This window comes from Neobacillus sp. Soil_C_43, from assembly GCF_057656715.1.
Genome location: NZ_JBDGJV010000001.1, coordinates 413636 through 433751, shown reverse-complemented (window position 1 = coordinate 433751; position 20116 = coordinate 413636). Strand labels below are relative to the sequence as shown.

The following is a 20116-nucleotide window of genomic DNA, read 5'->3' as shown; positions in this document are numbered from 1 at the left end:
ATGAAGAAAATTGCATGGGTTTATTAGAATTAAATGAAAAAAATTTCTTTTTTCAAAGGGGTATTAATCATGCAAAACGTGATGATTGTTGGCGCTGGAAAAGGCGGTTCTGCAATCTTAAAAATTCTGAAAGAATCTGAGGTGCTAAGGGTTGCAGCAGTAATTGACCGTAACGAGGATGCACCGGGCATTTTATTAGCCAAAAAAGAGGGCATTCAAACAGGGACAAGCTGGAAGCCTTTTATAACAGAGAATATAGATATAATTATCGAAGTGACGGGAAATAACGCGGTCTTTCAAGAGTTAAGAGATACAAAGAATAAGAAGACAGTATTGATTCCGGGGAGCGTGGCTTTCCTAGTTTCACAGCTAATGGAAGAAAAAGAAGAATTGGTGCAAAAACACCAAAATGAATCGTATCAACAGGAATTGATTTTCAATGCAACGAACGATGGGATGCTTGTAATTGATAATCATGGAAAAGTCATTTTGTTTAACAAGCGTGCTGAAGAAATAATGGGGGTGAAGAAAGATCAGGCAATTGGCAAGAACGTAGTGGATGTAATCCCTACAACTCGCCTCCCTTTGATTCTTGAGAGTAGGAGAATAGAGGCAAACCAGGAAATGGTGTTAAGTAATGAAAGAAAAATTATTACAACACGTATTCCGATTATTGAAGAAAATGGAACATTAATAGGGGCTTTCGCTGTTTTTAAAGATATAACTGAGGTGGTTAATCTAGCGGAAGAAATCACTGATTTAAAGGAAATTCAAACAATGCTTCAAGCTATTATTCACTCTAGTGACGATGCCATTTCCGTTGTTGATGAAAATGGACGAGGTATCCTGATCAATCCTGCTTACACTCGTATTACCGGACTAACACAAGAGCAAGTACTTGGTAAACCTGCGACTGCAGACATTTCTGAAGGAGAAAGTATGCATATGAAGGTACTTCAAACCAGAAGAGCGGTCCGTGGTACCCCAATGAGAGTTGGCCCAAATAAACGAGAAGTGATTGTAAACGTTGCACCAATTATTGTTAAGGGAAAATTAAAGGGCAGCGTTGGGGTTATCCATGACATGTCTGAAATTAAATCTCTGAATCGGGAATTAAATCGGGCTAGACAGTTGATTCGTAAATTGGAGGCAAAATATACCTTCGAGGATATTATCGGTCATTCAGAAGAAATGATGCTGGCGATTGAGCAAGCAAAGCTTGGAGCGAAAACACCTGCAACAGTCCTCCTTAGAGGAGAGTCAGGGACAGGGAAAGAATTATTCGCCCATGCTATACATAATGCAAGTGATCGAAAATACAACAAGTTTATTCGTGTGAACTGTGCTGCCATTTCTGAAACGTTATTGGAGAGCGAGTTATTTGGTTATGAAGAAGGTGCTTTTTCTGGGGCGGTAAGAGGTGGAAAAAAAGGCTTTTTTGAAGAAGCGAATAATGGAAGTATTTTTCTTGATGAAATTGGTGAGCTTTCTGCCAATACACAAGCAAAGCTGTTAAGGGTACTGCAGGAAAATGAAATTACTCGTGTAGGTGGAACGAAGCCTATTTCTATTAATGTCAGAGTCATTGCGGCCACCAATGTTAATTTAGAAAAAGGTATTGCCAGTGGTTCCTTTAGGGAAGACTTATACTATCGTTTGAATCGAATGCCTATTCATATTCCGCCGTTAAGAAAACGAAAGGAAGAAATTCCTGTTCTCTGTGCGAGGTTAATTTTAAAAATTAATCGTGATTATGGTAGGAATGTTGAAGGAGTTACGCCTGCAGCGTTATTTCAGTTAATGGGATATGATTGGCCAGGGAACGTTCGGGAATTAGAAAATATACTTGGCAGAGCTATTATTTTTATGAAATACAATGAGACATTAATTGATGTCCATCATTTACCTGAATTACAAAATAAAAAAGGTACGGTCCACTCCCAAACAAATTCTAATGATTCTTTCACATTAGGACAATCCTTATCGGATCTATTAGAGGATTATGAGGCAAAGATTATCCAACAAACACTTACCCGATTAAATGGCAATAAAACTTTAACGGCAAAAACGTTAGGTTTATCAGTAAGGAATTTATATTATAAGCTTGATAAATACAGTATTGAAAAAGATAGCATGCAATAATTTTCATAGTGTGAAAATTATTGCAGAGTGCTTTTGAGTAAAATGAAGCGTTTTCAAATTTAAAAGTTGGCACGAAACTTGCATATTAATAAAATGGAGTTGCAGGAAAAGGAGAAAGGGTTGATAACAACTTGTTGCTAGACTCATTAATTGAAAAAGCAACCCGGGAAGGCACTAATACGGTTGCAGTTGCTGCCGCAGAGGATGTAGAGGTAATTGAAGCGATTTTAGATGCAGTCAATCGAAACCTCGCTCGTTTTATCCTGTTCGGCGACCAAAATAAAATCAAATCTTTACTAGAAATGAAAAAGTATGATGATCGGGGAAATAACTCATTAAAAATCATTCATACAAATTCAACAATGGATTCAGCTGCATTAGCTGTTAAGGCGGTCTTTCAAAAAGAAGCCGATGTTTTGATGAAAGGGAATCTCCCTACTAATTTCATTTTAAAAGCTGTCTTAAATAAGGAATTTGGCTTAAGAACGGGAAATGTGCTATCACATGTTGCTTTTTTTGAGATTCCAGGATATGAGCGGTTTACCATTGTTACCGATGCAGCTATGAATATTGCACCTGATCTCCAACAAAAAGCACAAATTATTAATAACGCTGTTTCTTTAGCAAAATGTATAGGAATTGAAACACCAAAAGTTGCTCCATTAGCTGCTGTAGAAGTGGTAAATCCTTCGATGCAGGCAACAGTTGACGCAGCCTCACTAACCATGATGAATAAGCGTGGTCAAATTCCTGGCTGCATTGTTGATGGCCCTCTTGCCTTAGATAATGCAGTTTCGGTATCAGCGGCAGAACATAAAGGAATCCAGAGTGAAGTAGCCGGCCACGCTGATATTCTGTTGGTTCCGACAATTGAGGTTGGTAATGTATTATATAAATCATTAATTTATTTTGCTAAAGCGAAGGTGGGGGCTGTTATTGCTGGGGCTAAGGCGCCAATTGTTTTAACATCACGAGCAGACTCAGCAGAAAGTAAGCTTTATTCACTCGCATTAGCGTTATGTTGTGTTACAAAATAGAGATTCTTAAAATTCGAGGAGGAATACGAACATGGAAATTTTCAAGTATTTAGAGACTTATGATTATGAGCAAGTGGTGTTTTGCCAAGATAAACAATCTGGGTTAAAAGCAATTATTGCCATTCATGATACTACACTTGGACCTGCTTTGGGTGGAACACGCATGTGGACATATGAGTCAGAGGATGCAGCAATTGAAGATGCACTTCGATTAGCAAAAGGGATGACTTATAAAAATGCTGCAGCAGGATTAAATCTTGGTGGAGGAAAAACAGTTATCATTGGTGATCCTCGAAAAGATAAGAACGAAGAAATGTTCCGAGCTTTTGGACGTTACATTCAAGGGCTAAATGGAAGATATATTACTGCTGAAGATGTTGGTACAACTGTTGCTGATATGGATTTAATTCATGAAGAGACTGATTATGTTACAGGTATCTCTCCAGCATTTGGTTCTTCAGGTAACCCATCACCTGTAACTGCTTATGGTGTATATAGAGGAATGAAAGCAGCAGCAAAAGCAGCTTTCGATTCAGATTCTCTTGAAGGAAAAGTAATTGCCGTACAGGGTGTTGGGAATGTCGCTTATAACCTATGCCGCCACTTGCACGAAGAAGGGGCAAAGTTAATTGTAACTGATATTAACAAAGAAGCAGTTCAACGTGCGGTTGAAGAATTTGGAGCTCGTGCCGTTGATCCTAATGAAATTTATAATGTTGAATGTGATATCTATGCACCATGTGCATTAGGTGCAACAATCAATGACGATACAATTCCACAATTAAAAGCGAAAGTAATTGCTGGAGCTGCAAACAATCAATTAAAAGAAACTCGTCATGGTGATCTTATTCATGAAATGGGCATTATTTATGCACCTGACTATGTAATCAATGCGGGTGGAGTCATTAACGTTGCAGATGAACTTTATGGATATAACCGTGAACGGGCATTAAAGAAAGTTGAGCAGCTTTATACAAGTATTGAAAAGGTAATCGAAATCTCCAAACGTGATGGTATTCCAACCTATCTGGCTGCCGATCGTATGGTTGAAGAGAGAATTGAAAGAATGCGTAATTCAAGAAGCCAGTTCCTTCAGAACGGACATCACATTTTAAGTCGCAGAATTTCAAGATAAACACATTTGTGGAATAAGATTAGGGGCAGAACGCTGAATACGATATTCAGCGTCTTTGCCTTTAGATAGATGTCTAAAATGGAGGTAACAACGTGCTAGATAAAGAATATCGAATTCTCATCATCAACCCAGGCTCAACATCCACTAAGATCGGAGTCTTCGATAACGAAGTTTCAATTTTTGAAAAAACCATTCGTCATGATATAGAAGAAATTAATTCCTATACTAATATTATTGATCAATATGAATTTAGAAAAAATACGATTTTGGAGACGCTGGACAAAGAAGGAATAAATATCTCTAAATTATCCGCCGTTTGCGGTCGTGGTGGATTGCTTCGCCCTATTGAAGGGGGCACCTATGCTGTTAATGATCGAATGCTTGAAGACCTGCGTGCTGGTTTTTCAGGTCAGCATGCATCAAACTTGGGTGGAATTATTGCCTATGAAATTGCATCAGGATTAAATATTCCATCCTTTATTGTAGATCCTGTCGTTGTAGATGAACTCGATCAGATTGCTAGAATTTCCGGCTTCTCATTGATTGAAAGAAAGAGTATTTTTCATGCGTTAAATCAAAAAGCAGTCGCTCGAAGAGTAGCAAAGGATCTTGGGAAAAAGTACACAGATTTGAACTTAATAGTTACCCATATGGGAGGCGGTATCACCGTTGGCATACATAAACAGGGGAGAGTAGTTGATGTGAACAACGGTCTACACGGGGATGGGCCATTTAGTCCAGAACGTGCCGGAACAGTGCCTGCAGGTGATTTAGTTGCCCTTTGTTTCTCAGGAGAACATTATCGTGAAGAGATAATGAAAAAACTTGTTGGACAGGGTGGCTTAGTAGGTTACCTTGGAACAAACGATGCCATAAAAGTAGAACAGCGAATTGAAGCTGGAGACCAAGAGGCGAAGCTGGTTTATGATGCTATGGCCTATCAAGTGGCAAAAGAGATTGGTGCCGCAAGTGCAGTACTATCAGGAAAAGTAGATGCAATTATTTTAACGGGCGGTCTTGCATATGGAAAAGGCTTTGTGAAATCTATCACCGATCGGATTAATTGGATTGCGGACGTCATTGTCCAACCAGGTGAGAATGAACTCCAAGCGCTTGCAGAAGGAGCCCTTCGAGTCCTTCGCGGAGAAGAAGAAGTGAAAACGTACCCAGGAAATTTTTTAACTGCAAAAATCTAGGGAAAATGGGGAGGAAATACAATTGGCACAAGAATACGATTTAGTCATTCTTGGCGGGGGAACTGGCGGTTATGTTGCTGCCATTCGCGCCTCACAGCTCGGACTAAAAACAGCTATAGTAGAAAAAGGGAAGCTTGGTGGGACTTGTCTGCATCAAGGGTGTATTCCTAGTAAGGCACTACTTCGCAGCGCAGAAGTCTTTGCAACAGCCAAACATAGCGAAAACTTTGGAGTAGTTACTGGCGATGTGTCTGTTGATTTTGGAAGAGTACAGGAAAGAAAAAATAAAATTATTGACCAGCTTCATAAAGGTGTTCAACATCTTATGAAACAAGGCAAGATTGATGTTTTTCATGGAATAGGCCGCATCTTAGGTCCATCTATTTTTTCACCAATGCCTGGAACGATTTCGGTTGAGATGAACAATGGTGACGACAATGAAATGTTACTTCCTAAAAACGTGATTGTAGCAACTGGTTCAAGACCTAGAACACTTCCAGGACTTGAAATTGATGGAGAATATGTAATGTCTTCAGATGAAGCGCTACAGCTTGAAGCACTTCCAAGTTCAATTGTTATTGTCGGCGGCGGTGTCATCGGAATTGAATGGGCATCTATGCTTTCTGATTTCGGAGTAGAAGTGACGGTTATTGAGTATGCTGATCGAATTATTCCGACTGAAGATAAAGAAATCTCCAAAGAGTTGCAACGTTTAATGAAGAAAAAAGGAGTTAAACTGGTAACTAGTGCGAAAGTACTTCCAGAAACACTCGTAAAGGATAATGGTGTGCGCATAAGCGCTGAAGTGAAAGGTGAACAGAAGGAATTTAAGGCTGAAAAACTTCTTGTATCTGTGGGACGTCAAGCGAATACGGAAGGAATCGGACTTGAGAATACCGAAATTCAAGTTGAAAAAGGCTTTGTTGTTACAAATGAATTTTTCCAAACGAAGGAATCACATATTTATGCCATTGGTGATGTAATTGGTGGTTTACAGTTAGCACACGTTGCTTCTCACGAGGGTATAGTTGCTGTTGAGCATATCGCTGGTAAGGATCCGTCACCATTTGACTATAATCTAGTTTCAAGATGTATTTACAGTAATCCAGAGGTTTCTAGTGTAGGAATAACAGAGGAACAAGCAAAGGAAAATGGGCATAAAGTGAAAATTGGAAAGTTTTCCTTTAAGGCGATTGGGAAGGCCCTTGTTTTTGGAGAATCAGATGGATTTGTGAAAATTGTTGCTGATGAAGAGACCAATGATATTCTAGGGGTGCATATGATTGGTCCACATGTGACAGATATGATTTCTGAGGCAGGACTCGCCATGGTATTAGATGCGACACCGTGGGAAATTGCTCATACCATTCATCCACATCCAAGTCTTTCAGAGGCAATTGGTGAAGCCGCACTAGCGGTTGACGGGAAGGCAATACATTCATAAGTAAGTTAAGGTTATTAGCGAACAAATGGGAGGTAAGAAATAAATGACTGAAAATCGTCATGAAGCTTTAGGATTAAGCGATGGAAAAGTTTTGGAAATGTATGAAACAATGCTTCTAGCCCGTCGTATTGATGAACGGATGTGGTTATTGAATCGTGCTGGTAAAATACCATTTGTCATCTCATGTCAAGGACAGGAAGCAGCACAAGTAGGAGCTGCATTTGCACTCGATCGAGAAAAGGATTATGTTCTTCCATATTATCGTGATATGGGTGTAGTGTTAACGTTTGGTATGACACCAAGAGAACTAATGCTTTCAGGGTTTGCGAAAGCGGAGGATCCAAATTCAGGCGGACGACAAATGCCAGGTCACTTTGGGCAAAAGAAGAACCGAATTGTAACAGGATCTTCTCCAGTTACTACCCAGGTTCCACATGCAGTAGGAATTGCGCTTGCAGGGAAAATGGAAAGAAAAGATCTAGTTACGTTTGTAACCTTTGGTGAAGGATCATCCAACCAAGGTGACTTCCATGAAGGGGCTAACTTTGCAGGCGTGCATAAACTTCCAGTCATTTTCATGTGTGAAAATAATAAATACGCAATTTCTGTGCCAATTGAGAAACAATTAGCATGTGAAAAGGTATCTGACCGTGCGATCGGGTATGGTATGCCAGGAATCACTGTTGACGGAAATGATCCATTAGAAGTTTATAAAGCAGTGAAAGAGGCTGCTGATCGTGGCCGTCGTGGAGAAGGGCCAACTCTTGTTGAAACAGTTTCTTACCGTCTTACCCCACACTCATCTGATGATGATGACCGTTCTTACCGGGCACCTGATGAAGTAGCAAAAGCAAAAACGCAAGATCCGATTATTACATTTGGTGCGTATTTAAAGGAAACAGGTATCTTGAATGATGAGTTGGAAAAAGAAATAAACGACCGCGTGATGAAGCTGGTGAATGAAGCTACAGATTATGCTGAAAATGCACCTTATGCTGCACCAGAAGAAGCGTTGAAGTTTGTTTATGCACAGGAGTAAGGGGGATATAACATGGCGATTATTTCTTATATTGATTCAATAACTATGGCCATTCGGGAAGAAATGGAACGGGATCCTAAGGTTTTTGTATTAGGCGAAGATGTAGGGGTAAAAGGCGGCGTGTTTAAAGCTACACAAGGCCTGTATGAACAATTTGGCGAGGAACGCGTCATCGATGCACCTCTTGCTGAATCTGCCATTGCAGGGGTTGGAATTGGTGCAGCAATGTACGGAATGCGCCCAATTGCCGAAATGCAATTTGCTGATTTCATCATGCCAGCTGTCAATCAAATTATTTCAGAAGCAGCGAAAGTCCGTTATCGTTCGAATAATGATTGGAGCTGTCCAATTGTTATACGTGCTCCTTATGGCGGCGGCGTTCACGGTGCGTTGTATCATTCTCAATCAGTTGAGGCTGTATTTGCTAATCAACCGGGATTGAAAATTGTAATGCCGTCTACACCATATGATGCGAAAGGCTTGTTAAAGGCAGCCATTCGTGATAATGACCCGGTTTTATTTTTCGAGCACAAAAGGGCTTATCGTTTAATAAAGGGAGAAGTCCCAACAGATGATTACACTTTGCCAATCGGAAAAGCTGATGTGAAGCGTGACGGAGATGACATTACCGTTATTACCTACGGTCTATGTGTACATTTTGCCCTCCAAGCGGCTGAAAAATTAGCGAAGGATGGAATCTCTGCACATATTCTTGATTTGAGAACCGTATACCCTCTTGATAAAGAAGCTATTATTGAAGCAGCTTCAAAAACAGGTAAAGTCTTGCTTGTTACCGAGGATACAAAAGAAGGCAGTATTATGAGTGAAGTATCAGCTATTATTGCCGAAAATTGCTTGTTTGAATTAGATGCTCCAATAATGCGCCTAGCTGGACCTGATGTACCAGCCATGCCATATGCTCCAACAATGGAAAAATTCTTTATGGTAAACCCTGATAAAGTCGAAAAAGCAATGAGAGAACTAGCCGAGTATTAAGGAGGTACGGAATAGTGGTAATTGAACAAATTAAAATGCCTCAGCTAGGGGAAAGTGTAACCGAGGGTACGATCAGTAAGTGGTTAGTATCTGTTGGTGATAAAGTAAATAAATACGATCCCCTTGCAGAGGTTATGACAGATAAAGTAAATGCAGAAGTCCCATCCTCCTTTACAGGTGTGATTAAAGAACTAATTGCTAACGAAGAAGATACCCTAGCGGTTGGAGAAATCATTTGTACAATTGAAGTTGAGGGTGGAGAAAGTCCTCAGGTTAAAACAGAAGCTGTAGTTCCAACATCATCCAGCAGTGTGGAAACTACAGCTCCAGTTGACCAAGGAAACAAAGCGCGTTATTCTCCAGCAGTTTTGAAAATATCTCAAGAACATGGTATTGACCTAACGCAGGTGTCAGGCACTGGTGCAGGTGGAAGGATTACAAGAAAAGACCTACTGAAATTGATTGAATCTGGAAATATCCCTGTTGCTGGCCAAAGGATGGAAGCTGTAAAAGTAGAAACAGTTGTTCAGCCTGGACCTCAAAAGCAAGAGGTATCACAACCGGTATCTACATCCACACCAAAGCCACCATCTGCACAACCGGTTCATATTCCAGTGGAAGCTGGTGACATAGAAATCCCGGTTACTGGCATTCGAAAAGCAATTGCTGCCAATATGCTTCGCAGCAAGCATGAAGCGCCACATGCTTGGACTATGATGGAAGTGGACGCAACCAATTTGGTTGACTATCGTAATTCTCTTAAAGATGAGTTTAAGAAAAAAGAAGGCTTTAATCTAACATTCTTTGCTTTCTTTGTAAAAGCGGTAGCCCAAGCATTAAAAGAGTTCCCACAAATAAATTCTATGTGGGCTGGAGAAAAAATCATTCAAAAGAAAGACATTAATATTTCGATTGCCGTTGCAACAGATGATGCCTTATTCGTACCTGTCATTAAAAATGCAGATGAAAAAACGATTAAAGGAATTGCCCGTGAAATTTCGGAGCTTGCAGTTAAGGTAAGAACCGGAAAATTACGATCTGAAGATATGCAGGGTGGAACATTCACAGTGAACAACACAGGATCATTTGGATCTGTTCAATCCATGGGAATTATCAATTATCCGCAAGCTGCCATTCTTCAAGTGGAATCCATTGTGAAGCGCCCTGTAGTGATGAATAATGGAATGATCGCTGTTCGTGACATGGTTAATTTATGTATGTCCCTTGACCATAGAGTATTAGATGGACTTGTTTGCGGTCGTTTCTTACAACGTGTGAAGGAAATTCTAGAAAATACATCAAAATCAACAACTTCCATTTATTAATAACAATAACCGTTGCCAAATTGATGGCGACGGTTATTTGTTTAGTTGCCTGAATTCTGTTTGTACCATAAAATAGTATTTAGTAGAATTAATTGAATTTTATTTCAATTACGTATATGGAAAGGGGATGAGGAGTTTGGAAAAAATAATGAATCAGTCTTTTCCATTTATGTCGAAAGATGAATGGAAAGAAAAAGCAGAAAAATCGTTAAAAGGAAGAACCGTTGAGTCCTTACAAACGGCTACATATGAAGGAATTATTTTGAAACCGCTTTATTCTCAGGAAGATGAACAGGCAGTTCCAGATTATCCAGGAGGCACAGATTATAGAAGAGGGATTCATCCGCTTGGATATTTGACTAATGAATGGAAGGTAGCACAGCGTTTAACCTATCAAACATTGGATGAATTGAAAGAAAAGCTCAAGCAAAACTTTGATAAAGGGCAAACTGCCATTTCTTTTGAAGTATCAAAGTCTTTATTTGAAGAGAATGAAACGCTAGAAACTATTCTTGGAGAATACAGTCATCAACACCCCTTCTCCATTAACGCCAAGGGTCTCCACCCTAAATTACTTGCATCTCTAGATACAATTGGAGAGAAAAAAGGAACCAGCGACACGATTTGTGGTTATATTGGTTCTGATCCAGTTGCTCTTTTTGCTGAAGAAGGCAGTATTTCAGAAGAGTTTTTCAATGAATGGATGGCGACCATTGTCCAATCAAGTGTGAAATTACCTAATCTTAGAACCATATTAATTAATACATCGCCATATCATAATGGTGGAGCAAATGCTGTTCAAGAGCTTGGTATTGCATTGGCTGAAGGAATCTATTATCTTGAAAAGCTTCAGGAAGCTGGAATGGAACTGGAAGATATTTTTTCCAAAATGATCTTTCAATTCTCTATTGGCGGCCACTTTTTTATGGAAATGGCCAAACTCCGGGCAGCAAGAATTCTATGGAATCGTGTGGCTGAAGTTTATGGAACTAAAGTGAATAATCAAGGGATGCATATCTCTGCGGAAACTTCTAGATTCACAAAAACTATACAGGACCCCCATGTCAACCTCCTACGGGCAGGTAATGAGGCTTTTGCAGCAGTTATTGGGGGAATACAATATTTACATGTGGATCCTTTCAATAATCTTTCGGGTTCCACTTACGCTTCGGAAAGAATTGCAAGGAACACACAACTCCTACTAAAAGAAGAAGCTCAGTTAAAACAAGTGATTGATCCTGCTGGTGGTTCTTGGTATGTCGAACAATTAACCAATGAACTTGCCGAGAAATCTTGGGAATTCTTTCAACAAATTGAAGCCCATGGCGGCATCATTGAGGGATTAAAATCAAACTGGCTGCAGAAAGAAATAGCGACAGTGTATGATAAAAGAAATAAGGATTGTCAGACAAGGAAGCAAAGTATGATTGGCACGAATGTTTATGCCAATCTTGATGAAAACGTTCCTAATCTTAAATCTCAAAATAAAGAATCATATGTACTAAAAAAGGGAAATTCATTAATAAATATTACTGCTATTCCTCAACGAAGACTGTCAGAGTCATTTGAAGAATTGCGAAATAAGGCAAGGAGTTATGAAGAAACAGCTGGCTATAAGCCATCTGTAGGCATGATTTGTCTTGGCGAGTTAAAAGAGCATAAGGCAAGGCTGGATTTTATGAAAGGTTTTCTAGCTGCGGGTGGGGTGAAAGCAGTTGAAAGTGATTCAATTGTTTCTTTTGAGAATGCTAGATCATTTGTTTCTACTCTTCCTGTTACGAAATGTCTTTGCTTCTGTGGTACAAATGAACAGTATGAAAGGGTCGGGCATGAGATTTTAACTAGCCTAAGAACGGAATTCCCTGATCGAGTATTTTACCTTGCTGGGCTCCCTGAAAAAGACAAGCAGTCCCAGTGGACGGCTGAAGGAATTAAGCAGTTTATTCATATGAAAAGCAATTGTTATGAAACTCTCGATGCCATTTTTAACGAGTTGGAGGTGAGCACGGTTGAAGAAACAAAAGCCTGATTTTCAAAACATTTCTTTATTCAGCAACCAAACATTCATGACCAAGGAAGAATGGCAGGAGAGCGTTCAGACAGAAATGGATGTTTTCATTGATGATTTACTTTTTGAAACAAATGAACAAATTAGTTTAAAGCCTCTTTATACAAAAGAAGATCGTAAAAATCTTGAACAAATTGGCCACCTGCCTGGGCTCCCTCCTTACACAAGGGGTCCCTATCCAACGATGTATGTCAATCGACCATGGACAGTCAGACAGTATGCAGGATTTTCAACCGCCGAGGAAAGTAATGCTTTTTACCGCCGTAACTTAGCAATGGGTCAAAAGGGACTTTCGGTTGCATTTGATCTAGCCACCCACCGTGGCTACGATTCTGACCATTCACGTGTGGTCGGTGATGTGGGAAAAGCAGGGGTAGCTATTGATTCTATACTTGATATGAAGACTCTTTTTGAGGGGATACCTTTAGACCAAATGTCTGTATCCATGACCATGAACGGGGCTGTCTTGCCGATTCTTGCGTTTTTCATTGTAACAGCCGAAGAACAAGGTGTAAGTCAGGAGAAGCTCGCTGGAACTATTCAAAATGACATTTTAAAAGAATATATGGTTCGAAATACATATATATATCCGCCAGAAATGTCAATGAAGATTATAGCTGATATTTTTGAATATACCTCAAAATACATGCCAAAGTTTAATAGTATCAGTATCTCAGGTTACCATATGCAAGAAGCAGGAGCGCCTGCAGATTTAGAGTTAGCTTATACACTGGCAGATGGTTTGGAATATGTACGAACAGGCCTAAAATCAGGTATTGAAATAGATTCATTTGCTCCAAGGTTGTCCTTTTTCTGGGCCGTTGGGATGAATTATTTCATGGAAGTGGCCAAAATGCGGGCAGCGAGATTAATTTGGGCAAAAATGATGAAATCATTCAATCCTAAAAATGAAAAATCTTTAGCATTAAGGACACATTCGCAAACATCTGGTTGGAGCTTAACAGAGCAAGATCCGTTTAATAATGTTACTCGTACTCTAGTTGAAGCTCATGCGGCAGCAATGGGGCATACTCAATCACTGCATACAAACGCCTTGGACGAAGCCATTGCATTACCAACGGATTTTTCTGCACGAATCGCTCGTAATACCCAATTGTTCTTACAGGAAGAAACAGGAATAACACAGGTGATCGATCCATGGGCAGGCTCCTATTATGTTGAAAAGCTTACCGATGAATTAGTTAAACGTGCTTGGACACATATTGAAGAGATAGAACAACTTGGCGGGATGGCCAAAGCGATTGAAACGGGCTTGCCGAAGATGCGAATTGAAGAAGCGGCAGCTAGAAGACAGGCTCAAATTGATTCAGGTAAGGAAACGATTATAGGCGTCAATCGTTACCGTCTTGAAAAGGAAGAAGCAATTGATATTTTAGATATTGATAATACTGCAGTTCGCCTAAAACAAATTGAAAAATTACAGGGATTAAAAGCCAGCCGCGATGACCATAAAGTGAAGGCAGCCCTAGATGCGTTAACAATCGCAGCGGAAACTGGTGAACAAAACCTATTAGAGCTGGCAGTAAAAGCAGCAAGGGTAAGAGCAACCTTGGGAGAAATCTCCGATGCTATTGAAAAGGTTGCTAGCCGACATAAAGCGGTGATTCGCTCAATTAGCGGAGTGTATAGTACTGCTTTTAGCAATGAGGAAGAGATTGTAGAAGTTCAAAAAATGACAGATGAATTCCTTGAAAATGAAGGAAGACGGCCCAGAATACTGATTGCTAAAATGGGTCAAGATGGACATGATCGCGGTGCCAAGGTAATTGCGACCGCCTTTGCTGACCTTGGTTTTGATGTCGATATTAGTCCGTTATTCCAAACACCAGAAGAAACGGCAATGCAGGCAGTAGAAAACGATGTTCATGTGGTTGGAATGAGTTCACTTGCTGCAGGGCATAAAACGTTACTTCCTCAATTAGTGGAGGAGTTAAAAAAATTAGGAAGAGAAGATATTTTGGTGGTAATTGGCGGAGTCATTCCTGCTCAGGATTACCAATTTCTATATGATCACGGTGCTTCAGCCATTTTTGGTCCAGGAACCATTATTCCAGTGGCTGCTCAAAAGGTTATAAAGGAGATTTATGCACAACTCGGTTATGAGGAAGTGTCACAATAATGACTTCTGATAAAAAACCGGAATGGAGCGATCCAAACGACCTTGATAAATGCTCAAGTATTGTAAGAAAAGGTCAAGAGCAGAAAGGTCAACCAGCATCCATTCAAAAAAATATCCGCTTTCAGAAACGCAAAATCTCAGAACTTTCAACGGATGAACTCTTTGAAGGTGTACTAAAGGGTGACAGGAGTCTATTAGCTAGAGCAATCACACTTGTTGAAAGTAATGCTGATCAACATTTTCAAAAAGCCCAGGAGCTTCTGCAAAAACTTCTGCCCAAAAGTGGAAAGTCTATTAGAATTGGAATTACAGGTGTCCCTGGTGCAGGAAAAAGCACATTTATTGAGGCCTTCGGCATGTACCTTTGTAATTTGGGACATCGGGTTGCCGTTTTAGCCATTGATCCAAGCTCAAAGTTAAGTGGTGGAAGCATCCTTGGAGATAAGACGAGGATGGAACACCTATCAAAAAACCCGAAAGCCTTTATTCGACCTTCACCCACAGCAGGGAAGCTAGGCGGCGTTCATCGAAAAACGAGAGAAGCCATGTTGCTATGTGAGGCAGCAGGATTTGATGTGATCTTAATTGAAACCGTTGGTGTGGGACAAAGTGAAGTAATCATTAGAGATATGGTAGATTTTTTTATGCTGCTCGTACTGACAGGTGCTGGAGATGAACTTCAAGGAATGAAGAAGGGAATTATGGAGCTTGCGGATGCGGTCATTGTCCATAAAGCAGATGGAGACAATAAACGAAGAGCAGAACAGACCAAACATGAATATAACCGGATTCTGCACTTTCTTCAGCCAGCTACTAAAGGTTGGACAACAAAAGCTTATACCTGTTCATCGGTAAACGGGGAAGGCATTAATGAGATTTGGGGCTTGATTCAAAAATTCGAAGAGACTGGAAAAGGGACAGGCGTTTTTACAGAACGAAGAATGGGACAGCAAAGAGACTGGATCTATTCATTAATTTCTGACCAGCTTCATTACAGCTTCTTTCACCATCCAGTTGTAAAACAAAAGCTCCCACAATTAGAGAATGAAGTAATGGCTGGGACAAAGACAGCTGCTTCCGCTGTGGGAACCTTGTTTGATGTTTTCTTATCAGGAAAAGAATAATAGCTGCTGACTTTTGGCAGCTTTTTTATTGCAGTTCGCTTGGAAAAACTATATTTTAACTGTTATGATGTAGTTATGGACAAATAAGAAGGAGTGATTGTAAGTGAGTATGGATTTCAACTTTTTTATGAATGATGTTGTTAACCAGGCACGGCAAGAAATTGTGTCAGCTGGATATAAGGAATTAAAAACCACTGCTGAAGTGGAAGAAGCATTTGCACAAAAGGGTACGACTTTAGTGATGATTAATTCTGTTTGTGGTTGTGCAGGTGGGGTTGCTCGTCCAGCTGCTGCACATGCTCTTCATTACGATAAACGTCCGGATCATTTAGTTACAGTGTTTGCCGGGCAAGATAAGGAAGCAACTGAGACCGCAAGAAGCTATTTCACTGGCTACCCTCCTTCCTCTCCATCTTTTGCCCTATTAAAGGATGGGAAAATTATTACAATGGTCGAGAGACACCAAATTGAGGGCTTTGACCCTGCATCCGTCGTTGCAAAGCTTCAAAATGAATTTGAAAAGCATTGTGAAGAACTATAAGGTATACATTCGTTAAAAGGCCAATTCATTATGATTTGGCTCTTTTTTATTGTCGAAACACAGAATTTCGTGTATATTTATTAATTAAATCGTAACTTTAATCATTTTAAGAGGAGTTTTGACCATGAAAGAAGTATTAAAAAACTATTTAGAAACTATTCAAAGCAAGTTATGGGATATAAGTGACAAGCTATATGATCACCCCGAATTGGGTGATCAAGAATATGAATCAATGAAACTCTTAGTAGAGTTTTTGGAGGGGCACCATTTTACTGTTGAAAAAGGAATTGTAGACCGACCTACAGCCTTTAAAGCTGTTTATGATAGTAAGAAGGAGGGACCAACAATCGCCTATCTTTCTGAATATGATGCGTTGCCGGAGATTGGGCATGGATGTGGGCATAATTTAATTGGAACGATGAGTGCGGGAGCAGGGGTTCTCTTAAGTAAAGTAGTGGATGAAATTGGAGGCCGTGTGGTTGTTTTAGGCACACCAGCAGAAGAAACGAATGGAGCAAAGGTTCCGATGGCCGAACAAGGAATTTTTGATGACATTGATGCTGCAATGATTTTGCACCCGGCAGATGAATCGTATGAGAGCGGGGACTCTTTAGCTATGGATGCCATCCAATTTGACTTCCGTGGCAGAACAAGTCATGCTGCAGCATCTCCGGAAAAGGGGATCAATGCACTGGATGCCGTCATTCAATTATTTAACGGGATCAATGCCCTTCGTCAACATGTAACATCTGACGTAAGAATTCATGGAATTATTAAGGAGGGTGGGGTTGCAGCCAATATTGTCCCAGATAAAGCAGTTGCTCAATTCTATGTTCGTGCAAAGGACCGCACCTATTTAAACGAAGTTGTTCAAAAGGTAATCAGTATCGCTAATGGTGCATCTATGATGACTGGTGCAGATGTGCATATTGAAAATTATGAATTGAGCTATGACAATATGGTCACGAATCATACTTTATCCCAGCTTTTTTCAAATAATCTATTATCCACCGGTGTTAAGAAGGTTGAGAAAGCGAAAGATTCTTACGGTTCCATTGACATGGGAAATGTGAGTCATGTGGTTCCAGCTATTCATCCTTATATTGGTCTCGATTCACCTGGGTTAATCGCTCATACAAGAGAGTTTGCAGATTTAACCATCACAGACAACTCTCATCAGATTCTGGCAAGAGGTGCACTGGCCCTTGCTATGACGGGCTATGATTTAATTACCAATAAAGAGGAATTTGAAAAAATGAAGAATGAATTCCGTCAAAATGTATTAAGATAAGACTGACAAAAAAGTACCTCTGTTTGTTTAGAGGTACTTTTTTGTTTTTGGCTGTGTTAAAGAACAGTGTTGATTTATACACCCTGTTGGTTGGAGCGGAAGGCACGAAGACTCCTGTGGGAGTATGGTTCAGGGGAGACCCCGCAGGCGCAAGCGCCGAGGAGGCTCGCCGAAACACCCACGGAAAGCGAAGTGCCTGGAGCGGAAATCAACAGGCGAGTTTAACAGAGCCTTGTTTTTAATATATTTAAATTTTTAGAATATTTTTATATTAAAATAATATCTTTTCAAATCTATTTTCATGTGTTATTATTCGTTTTGTTGAATAAAAATTCAAATACGAATCAAAAACATATGAAACTAAACAGGGGGAATCAACATGAAAAAGTCTATTTTATTCTTATCCATTATTTTTACATTAGTAGTTTTGTCTGCATGCGGACAAAGCAATAAGGATGGGGCAACAAGCGGAGACAAAAAGGTATTAACAATGGCAACATCTGCTGACTTTGCACCATTTGAATCAAGAGATAAAGCAGGAAAAATTATTGGTTTTGATATCGATTTAGCTAAAGTGATTGCTGATGAATTAGGGTACAAGCTTGAAATTAAAGACATGAAATTTGATGGTTTAATCGGTGCATTACAAGCAAAGCGTGTAGATATGGTTCTTGCTGGTATGTCAGCTACAGAAAAACGCCAAAAGAATGTAGATTTCTCTACTGCTTATAACCACTCTGGGGAAATGTTTATTACAAAAAAAGACTCTACTGTTAAAACAGTCGATGACCTTAAAGGAAAAACAGTTGCCGTACAGCTTGGTACGATTCAAGAAGAAGGTGCCAAAAAAATACAAGAAAAAATTGATTTCACTCTTAAGCCTTTAGATAACTCAACTACGTTAATTCAAGAGCTATTATCAGACCGCGTTCAAGTTGCTTATTTAGATAAATCAGTTGCAACTGGATATATTAAGGAACAAGGACTAGCAGGATTTGATGATCCAACATCTAGTTCTCCAGGTATGGCTGTTGCATTCCCAAAAGGCAGCGAACTGAAAGAGGATGTTAATAAAGCTCTTAAAAAGTTAGAAGAAAACGGAAAACTTCAAGAATTAAAGGATAAGTGGTTAAAAGACCAGCAGTAATTTTCACAACAGGAATATAAACAAAATATTGAAGTGAGGTGTAAGGCATGAATTTGGATTTTAGCCAAATTGTGCCTTATATTCCTTTTATCTTAGAAGGAATATGGGTTACATTAAAATTTGTTATTATATCTATTGTTTTTGGATTTGTCCTCGGGACAATTATAGCTTTACTTAAAATTTCACGTATAAAGGTATTAAATTGGTTCGGCGATTTTTATACATCTATTTTCCGTGGGACACCTTTGATTTTGCAATTAATGTTGATTTATTTTGCGATTCCACAATTAACAGGCTATGATATTTCACCATTTTTATCATCAATATTAGCCTTTGGATTAAACTCTTCTGCCTATGTCTCTGAAATCATTCGCGCAGGAATCCAAGCGGTTGATAAAGGACAAACAGAAGCAGCCCAGGCACTTGGTGTTCCATATAGTCTGATGATGAAGGATCTTATTTTACCGCAAGCCTTAAAAAATATCTTACCAGCACTTATGAATGAATTTATTACTTTAACAAAAGAATCTGCTATCGTTTCAACCATTGGTTATTTAGATTTAATGCGACGTGCCCAAGTTGTGGGAGCGGATACGTATCGAAACTTCGAACCATTAATATTTGTTGGGTTAATTTATTGGGTATTAGTCATGGTGCTAACGTTAATTGGTAAGCGGGTTGAAAGGAGGATGAAATATAGTGATTAAAGTTGAAAACCTCCATAAAAAATTCGGGGAAAATGAAGTATTAAAAAATATAAATACTAGTATTAATAGTGGAGAAGTGGTGTCCATTATTGGTCCATCAGGTTCTGGTAAATCCACTTTTCTTCGCTGCTTAAATTTGCTAGAAACACCAACGCAAGGGAAAGTATGGATTAATGGACAAGAAATTACCGATTCAAAAACAAACATCATGAAGATTCGCGGACAAATCGGTATGGTTTTTCAGCACTTTTATTTGTTTCCTCATAAAACAGTGTTAGAGAACTTAACTTATGCTCCGATGAAAGTAAAAGGAGAAAGTCGAGAGACCGCAGAGAAAAAAGCGCGGGAACTTCTTGCTAAAGTGGGCCTTAGCGAAAAAGAATCAGCTTATCCAAATAATCTTTCTGGCGGACAGAAGCAAAGGGTTGCAATTGCAAGAGCTCTTGCAATGGAACCACAATTAATGTTATTTGATGAGCCTACATCAGCACTTGACCCTGAAATGGTTAAAGAAGTACTAAATGTAATGAAGGACCTTGCACAGTCAGGAATGACCATGGCAATTGTCACACACGAAATGGGATTTGCAAGAGAGGTTTCTGATCGTATCATGTTTCTTGATGAAGGGGTGCTCTTAGAGGAAGGCACGCCGGATGAGTTCTTTACTAATCCTCTTACTGGCAGAGCAAAGGACTTTTTAGAAAAAGTACTTTAGTGCTTAAAACGATGATTACTTGCAAAACATGCTTAAATAGGGATATGTTAAAGATGATCTTAAAGATCA

Annotated in this window: 16 protein-coding genes; all 16 read left to right on the top strand. The window is 39.5% G+C overall.

Going from position 1 to position 20116, the window contains the following annotated elements; translation table 11 throughout:
- Positions 1-69 precede the first annotated feature (69 nt).
- The 16 genes from AC3A54_RS02275 (at position 70) to AC3A54_RS02200 (ending at position 20047) form a co-directional block, all read left to right on the top strand.
- On the top strand, positions 70-2142 hold the full coding sequence (locus tag AC3A54_RS02275; protein ID WP_487653212.1) for a sigma 54-interacting transcriptional regulator: 2073 nt from the start codon (positions 70-72) through the stop codon (positions 2140-2142).
- Positions 2143-2273: 131 nt separating this feature from the next.
- Complete coding sequence (gene yqiS, locus AC3A54_RS02270) at positions 2274-3179, top strand: phosphate butyryltransferase (protein ID WP_487653211.1); 906 nt, start codon at positions 2274-2276, stop codon at positions 3177-3179.
- 31 nt (positions 3180-3210) lie between these two features.
- Positions 3211-4314 (top strand): branched-chain amino acid dehydrogenase, encoded by a 1104-nt coding sequence (gene bcd / locus AC3A54_RS02265; RefSeq protein WP_487653210.1) that lies wholly within the window; start codon positions 3211-3213, stop codon positions 4312-4314.
- A 92-nt stretch (positions 4315-4406) separates the two neighbouring features.
- Positions 4407-5510, top strand: a complete 1104-nt coding sequence (gene buk, locus AC3A54_RS02260; RefSeq protein ID WP_487653209.1) for a butyrate kinase — start codon at positions 4407-4409, stop codon at positions 5508-5510.
- A gap of 22 nt (positions 5511-5532) precedes the next feature.
- A complete protein-coding gene (gene lpdA / locus AC3A54_RS02255) occupies positions 5533-6954 on the top strand; it encodes a dihydrolipoyl dehydrogenase (protein ID WP_487653208.1) in 1422 nt (473 codons plus the stop codon).
- 43 nt (positions 6955-6997) lie between these two features.
- On the top strand, positions 6998-7993 hold the full coding sequence (locus AC3A54_RS02250) for a thiamine pyrophosphate-dependent dehydrogenase E1 component subunit alpha (RefSeq protein ID WP_309860823.1): 996 nt from the start codon (positions 6998-7000) through the stop codon (positions 7991-7993).
- 12 nt (positions 7994-8005) lie between these two features.
- Positions 8006-8989 (top strand): alpha-ketoacid dehydrogenase subunit beta, encoded by a 984-nt coding sequence (locus AC3A54_RS02245; protein WP_309860826.1) that lies wholly within the window; start codon positions 8006-8008, stop codon positions 8987-8989.
- Positions 8990-9003: 14 nt separating this feature from the next.
- The gene (locus AC3A54_RS02240; protein WP_487653207.1) at positions 9004-10314 is read left to right on the top strand and encodes a dihydrolipoamide acetyltransferase family protein; all 1311 of its coding nucleotides are present in this window, start codon (positions 9004-9006) and stop codon (positions 10312-10314) included.
- Positions 10315-10441: 127 nt separating this feature from the next.
- Positions 10442-12343 (top strand): methylmalonyl-CoA mutase subunit beta, encoded by a 1902-nt coding sequence (locus tag AC3A54_RS02235; RefSeq protein WP_487653206.1) that lies wholly within the window; start codon positions 10442-10444, stop codon positions 12341-12343.
- On the top strand, positions 12324-14522 hold the full coding sequence (gene scpA, locus AC3A54_RS02230) for a methylmalonyl-CoA mutase (protein ID WP_487653205.1): 2199 nt from the start codon (positions 12324-12326) through the stop codon (positions 14520-14522). The genes AC3A54_RS02235 and scpA overlap by 20 nt, the downstream gene beginning before the upstream one ends.
- Positions 14522-15646 (top strand): methylmalonyl Co-A mutase-associated GTPase MeaB, encoded by a 1125-nt coding sequence (meaB, locus tag AC3A54_RS02225; protein WP_487653204.1) that lies wholly within the window; start codon positions 14522-14524, stop codon positions 15644-15646. The genes scpA and meaB overlap by 1 nt, the downstream gene beginning before the upstream one ends.
- A 103-nt stretch (positions 15647-15749) precedes the next feature.
- Entirely contained in the window at positions 15750-16187 is a 438-nt protein-coding gene (locus AC3A54_RS02220) for a BrxA/BrxB family bacilliredoxin (RefSeq protein ID WP_335548257.1), read from the top strand.
- A gap of 124 nt (positions 16188-16311) precedes the next feature.
- The gene (locus AC3A54_RS02215; protein ID WP_335548256.1) at positions 16312-17478 is read left to right on the top strand and encodes a M20 family metallopeptidase; all 1167 of its coding nucleotides are present in this window, start codon (positions 16312-16314) and stop codon (positions 17476-17478) included.
- A gap of 379 nt (positions 17479-17857) precedes the next feature.
- On the top strand, positions 17858-18625 hold the full coding sequence (locus AC3A54_RS02210; protein ID WP_487653203.1) for an ABC transporter substrate-binding protein: 768 nt from the start codon (positions 17858-17860) through the stop codon (positions 18623-18625).
- Between the two features lie 47 nt (positions 18626-18672).
- Entirely contained in the window at positions 18673-19332 is a 660-nt protein-coding gene (locus AC3A54_RS02205; protein WP_308083267.1) for an amino acid ABC transporter permease, read from the top strand.
- On the top strand, positions 19325-20047 hold the full coding sequence (locus AC3A54_RS02200) for an amino acid ABC transporter ATP-binding protein (protein WP_487653202.1): 723 nt from the start codon (positions 19325-19327) through the stop codon (positions 20045-20047). The genes AC3A54_RS02205 and AC3A54_RS02200 overlap by 8 nt, the downstream gene beginning before the upstream one ends.
- Positions 20048-20116 lie beyond the last annotated feature (69 nt).

What these genes read in the sequence shown, in the direction of transcription:
- AC3A54_RS02205 (WP_308083267.1), top strand. Translation starts at nt 18,673, where the DNA reads ATGAATTTGGATTTTAGCCAAATTGTGCCTTATATTCCTTTTATCTTA.
- meaB (WP_487653204.1), top strand. Translation starts at nt 14,522, where the DNA reads ATGACTTCTGATAAAAAACCGGAATGGAGCGATCCAAACGACCTTGAT.
- AC3A54_RS02215 (WP_335548256.1), top strand. Translation starts at nt 16,312, where the DNA reads ATGAAAGAAGTATTAAAAAACTATTTAGAAACTATTCAAAGCAAGTTA.
- AC3A54_RS02235 (WP_487653206.1), top strand. Translation starts at nt 10,442, where the DNA reads ATGAGGAGTTTGGAAAAAATAATGAATCAGTCTTTTCCATTTATGTCG.
- AC3A54_RS02210 (WP_487653203.1), top strand. Translation starts at nt 17,858, where the DNA reads ATGAAAAAGTCTATTTTATTCTTATCCATTATTTTTACATTAGTAGTT.
- AC3A54_RS02245 (WP_309860826.1), top strand. Translation starts at nt 8,006, where the DNA reads ATGGCGATTATTTCTTATATTGATTCAATAACTATGGCCATTCGGGAA.
- AC3A54_RS02250 (WP_309860823.1), top strand. Translation starts at nt 6,998, where the DNA reads ATGACTGAAAATCGTCATGAAGCTTTAGGATTAAGCGATGGAAAAGTT.
- bcd (WP_487653210.1), top strand. Translation starts at nt 3,211, where the DNA reads ATGGAAATTTTCAAGTATTTAGAGACTTATGATTATGAGCAAGTGGTG.
- AC3A54_RS02275 (WP_487653212.1), top strand. Translation starts at nt 70, where the DNA reads ATGCAAAACGTGATGATTGTTGGCGCTGGAAAAGGCGGTTCTGCAATC.